The sequence below is a fragment of the Coleofasciculus sp. LEGE 07092 genome, from assembly GCF_015207375.1.
Classification (GTDB): domain Bacteria; phylum Cyanobacteriota; class Cyanobacteriia; order Cyanobacteriales; family Coleofasciculaceae; genus LEGE-07092.
The window spans coordinates 1-4075 of record NZ_JADEWY010000234.1; the positions used below are offsets into that span (position 1 = coordinate 1).

Consider the following 4075-nt stretch of genomic DNA (forward strand, 5'->3'; position numbering starts at 1 on the left):
CCCCAGCTCCCCCACTCCCCCTCCCTATGTGATCACCAATTTCGGTAATTTCCCGGTTAGTCTACCCCAATTGCAAGCACTATACTCGCCCTTAAGTATCAGGGTGTATGACTATGCTTGCGAGAGTTTGGAGTGCTTCAATTGTCGGAATCGATGCCGTGAAGGTAGGCGTTGAAGTGGATGTTTCTGGTGGACTGCCGGGAGTTACAATCGTCGGGTTGCCGGATACCGCCGTGCAAGAATCGCGGGAACGAGTAAGGGCAGCGTTGAAAAATTCAGGTTTTGCTTTTCCTCTACGCAGGATTTTGATTAACCTAACTCCGGCAGACTTGCGTAAAGAAGGACCTAGCTTTGATTTGCCTATCAGTGTAGGGGTTATGGCAGCATCGGAACAAGTCAGTGCCGAGTTGCTCGGTGATTATCTATTTTTAGGAGAAGTATCTTTAGATGGAAATCTGCGCCCTGTTGCCGGAGTACTGCCTATTGCTGCTGCTGCCCAGAAATTGGGGATTTCTGGGTTAGTAGTTCCCGTTGATAACGCACGGGAAGCCGCCGTTGTTCAAGGGCTAGTCGTTTACGGGTTCAAGCATTTATCCGAAGTCGCCGATTTCCTCAACGAACCTGAGCGTTACTCGCCCGTGCAGTTTGATGGATTGCAGGAGTTATCCCAGTCTAAGTTTACTGGACTCGATTTAAAAGAGGTCAAAGGTCAGGCTCACGCTCGTCGGGCGCTAGAAATTGCGGCGGCTGGGGGTCACAATCTAATTTTTGTCGGACCTCCTGGAAGTGGCAAAACTATGCTAGCACGACGACTGCCGGGAATTTTACCGCCTTTGAGTTTTGAAGAAGCACTAGAAGTTACCCAAATCCATTCAGTTGCGGGATTATTAAAAGATAAAGGGACTTTAGTGAGCGATCGCCCTTACCGCAGTCCCCATCATTCGGCTTCGGGTCCTTCTCTAGTCGGCGGTGGCAGTTTTCCGCGTCCAGGGGAAATTTCCCTGGCGCACCGAGGCGTTCTGTTTCTGGATGAATTAACGGAATTTAAGCGAGACGTGCTGGAATTCCTGCGTCAACCTTTAGAAGATGGCTATGTCACCATTTCCCGCACTCGGCAATCGGTTATGTTTCCTGCCCAGTTTACCCTAGTTGCCAGTACCAATCCCTGTCCCTGCGGTTATTTTGGCGATACCATTCAACCCTGCACCTGTTCACCTCGGCAACGGGAACACTATTGGGCAAAGCTTTCGGGTCCGTTGATGGATCGAATTGATTTGCAAGTGGCAGTCAACCGCCTCAAACCCGAAGAGATTACCCGACAACCCTTGGCAGAAGAATCAGCATCAATACGAGAGAGGGTACAGGTAGCCAGAAATCGCGCCTATAAGCGTTTCAAGTCAGAACCCTCGGTGCGTTGTAATGCCCAGATTCAAAGTCGTCACCTGTGCCAGTGGTGCCAGTTGGATGATGCAAGTCGCAATTTACTAGAAGGTGCGATTCGGAAATTAGGACTTTCGGCACGGGCAAGCGATCGCATTCTCAAAGTAGCACGGACGATTGCAGATTTAGCAGGGGATGAAGATCTCAAAACCCAGCACGTTGCTGAGGCGATTCAGTATCGCACGATAGATAGAATGCAGTGAAATGGGGAGTGGGGAGTGGGGAGTGGAGAGATGGGGAGATGGGGAGATGGGGACAAGGCGATTTTTGAGGTGTTATACCAAATGGGTTTGAATTTGGCACATATTCTCTCTTGCTCCCCCCAAAACATCGGGGGGCTGGGGGGGTTCCAGATGTGCCATTGGAAAAGCCTATTGGTATTACTCTGCTCCCGTGCACCCCTGCACCCCCGCTCCGAGAGCGGCATCAGTTGGCATTAGAGGCGTGACAGCTTATTGCACTGGGTTGATAAACAATACCAGGGGTATGGTCAGGATTAATTTCAATAACCAAATCAACCCAATCGGGATTCTGGGTTAAAGGTGTAATAAATAATTGTGGATGAAGTGCCTTCCAAAAATACTTGACAAAATCATTAATTTGTGAATCTGTCATTCCGGGTTTACCCTTGGCAATCATTTGCTGTTCAGCCTGACGCCGCCACTGAAGACTGAGGCGGTAATCGCTTGGGTAGAGTACCATCAATCGATCCAATCGTTCCCATAAGGGTAAATAGTCTTTCAACCGCTCGTTCATGTCCCGTGCAAAGGTTCGGTCAGCATCGGTTTGAATCGGTTCTGGAGTTTGGGCGTTAAATACACTAGGGTCAACAGATCGCACTCCTGCAAACCACCCTTCAAACAGTACAATATCTACATTCTCTACCTGTTCGGGAGTGGTACGATCTCCAGCACCTCCCCAAGCGGATTTATCAAAGCGAGGTACTAAAATTGCATCTTGTGGGTGAGGAGAGCGTAGGAAGTCTAGCACCTGCAAACCCAACTCTACATCATGGGTTCCAGGTGGACCGCGCCAAATCAGACGCGAGTCTTCTGCTTGAAGGCGCTGTCGTTCCTCATAGGTTTTGTAGAGGTCATCGAGGGAAAATCCGAGGGTGCGATAGCCTAACTGAGCTAGAATCAATTTTAAGACCACAGCTAGAGTGGTTTTCCCCGTTCCCTGTCCCCCCAGTATCCCCTGAATTAAAGGACGCCTTAGCTGTTGCCGGATTGAAGCAAGTTGCATGGACAGAGGCAGCCAGAGATTCCAAAGGCATACAAGGGTAGCGGCTTGAGTCGTGGAGTTGAAAAATGGCAAGGATAGGATATTGTGGCAGACTTTTTGGAAAAGATGCGATCGCGCGTCAATCCTCTCCTCCACATTTTCTGGCATAATGCCGAACGCCTGGGCTTGTGCTGATGGTGTTAGTGCCTTGGTAACTAGCTGCTGCTGTTCTATTGCGCTTGGCGGTTGCCCTGCTGCCAAGTTATTGAGGATTTGACTGAGTGATAGATAGTTATGGGTCATTAGCCAATCCCAATGCATCAGGAACCAAGTTTGAACGCTTCGATAAACATGCTATAAGTCAAGCCAATTTTCAGAGCATTGATCACTTGAGTTAACCAGGACAGCCTAGAGGGTTTTTCTAAAATTTCTCCCCGTGGCTTATTTCTGCTGTAGACAATCCGGCTAACCGTTTCTGTAAAGATAATCAAAACCCCAGCCGCAACCACGTCCCAGTTAGCGGTTTGTCCGGCTGTTGTGGGAATTGCCGTTCCCAAAAAGACACCCAACAGCAAGCCAATCATAATCAGAGATAGGCGTCGCCAGGGATTGGCAAACCATTGTGCCAGTCGCACCAAGATCACATCAACTAAATTATTGAGACGAGTATTTTGCATGGATAGACCTGACAGCAACAAGACAGACGTACCAAAATCCCACGTTGTTCTTTATCCCGCTCGGATGATAGCGCGGTTTTGGTCAAGCTTGTTTCAATGATAGTAAGAGCTGATCATCAATGTTTGACGGTTTCTAGGTTACAGCAGTGGTGCGGGTGTAATCCCCTTTAAACAAATGAAAAAGTTAAAGTCTATGGTTTATCCTACATTTATTTTGGTGTTGCTCTTAGGACTTGGCGGACTGGCGCTGGGCTTAGTTGAGTTTAAGGTTTGGATAGAGCCGCAATCACCCGATACCTCGTCGTTACCAGGGATTGAGTCGTCGGCAGCACCCGATTTGGAAAAAGTTCAGCAGCTATCCTCAGCACTGCCTAAGCCGTCAGCGGAGTTACCCTCCCCAACGGCGTCACCGCCTAAGCCGCTCGATCCCGTTGCTTTAGCAGCGCATCAGGGAACCTTGCGAGTCAGCAATTTTACTCAACATCCAGTTCGGGTGGCGCTATTGGCACGACAACAAGGCTCAAAATCTTACGGGGAACCTGCACATTGGGATTTTGCACCGATGGAAGGAGGTAGCCAAGGTCTAATTCTTTCGCTACCGCAGGGTAATCTAACTCTGGAAAAGGGGGATATTATCGTGGCGTTTGCTCAAGATGGATCTCGCCTGTACTGGGGACCCTATGTCGTCGGTGAAACACCTTCACCGATGTGGAATCAAAAGGTAGGGGAATGGC

Annotated in this window: 4 protein-coding genes; 2 read left to right on the forward strand and 2 right to left on the reverse strand. The window is 49.2% G+C overall.

The annotated features are described in order from the left end of the window. The first annotated feature begins 113 nt into the window (after positions 1–113). Positions 114–1643, forward strand: a complete 1530-nt coding sequence (locus IQ257_RS28890; protein ID WP_193882806.1) for a YifB family Mg chelatase-like AAA ATPase — start codon at positions 114–116, stop codon at positions 1641–1643. Between the two features lie 223 nt (positions 1644–1866). Here the strand turns inward: IQ257_RS28890 and IQ257_RS28895 are convergent, their stop codons facing one another. Continuing rightward, on the reverse strand, positions 1867–2967 hold the full coding sequence (locus IQ257_RS28895; protein WP_193882671.1) for a glycerate kinase: 1101 nt from the start codon (positions 2965–2967) through the stop codon (positions 1867–1869). Positions 2968–2984: 17 nt separating this feature from the next. Then, positions 2985–3341, reverse strand: coding sequence for a DUF565 domain-containing protein (locus IQ257_RS28900; RefSeq protein ID WP_193882674.1), 357 nt, complete (start codon positions 3339–3341; stop codon positions 2985–2987). Between the two features lie 175 nt (positions 3342–3516). Here IQ257_RS28900 and IQ257_RS28905 point away from each other — a divergent pair. Beyond that, positions 3517–4075: hypothetical protein (locus tag IQ257_RS28905; RefSeq protein ID WP_228061140.1), on the forward strand; the 559-nt coding region annotated here is incomplete at its 3' end.

Excerpts from the sequence above, each read along its gene's own strand:
- IQ257_RS28890 (WP_193882806.1), top strand. The coding sequence starts at position 114 with ATGCTTGCGAGAGTTTGGAGTGCTTCAATTGTCGGAATCGATGCCGTG.
- IQ257_RS28895 (WP_193882671.1), bottom strand. The coding sequence starts at position 2,967 with ATGACCCATAACTATCTATCACTCAGTCAAATCCTCAATAACTTGGCA.
- IQ257_RS28900 (WP_193882674.1), bottom strand. The coding sequence starts at position 3,341 with ATGCAAAATACTCGTCTCAATAATTTAGTTGATGTGATCTTGGTGCGA.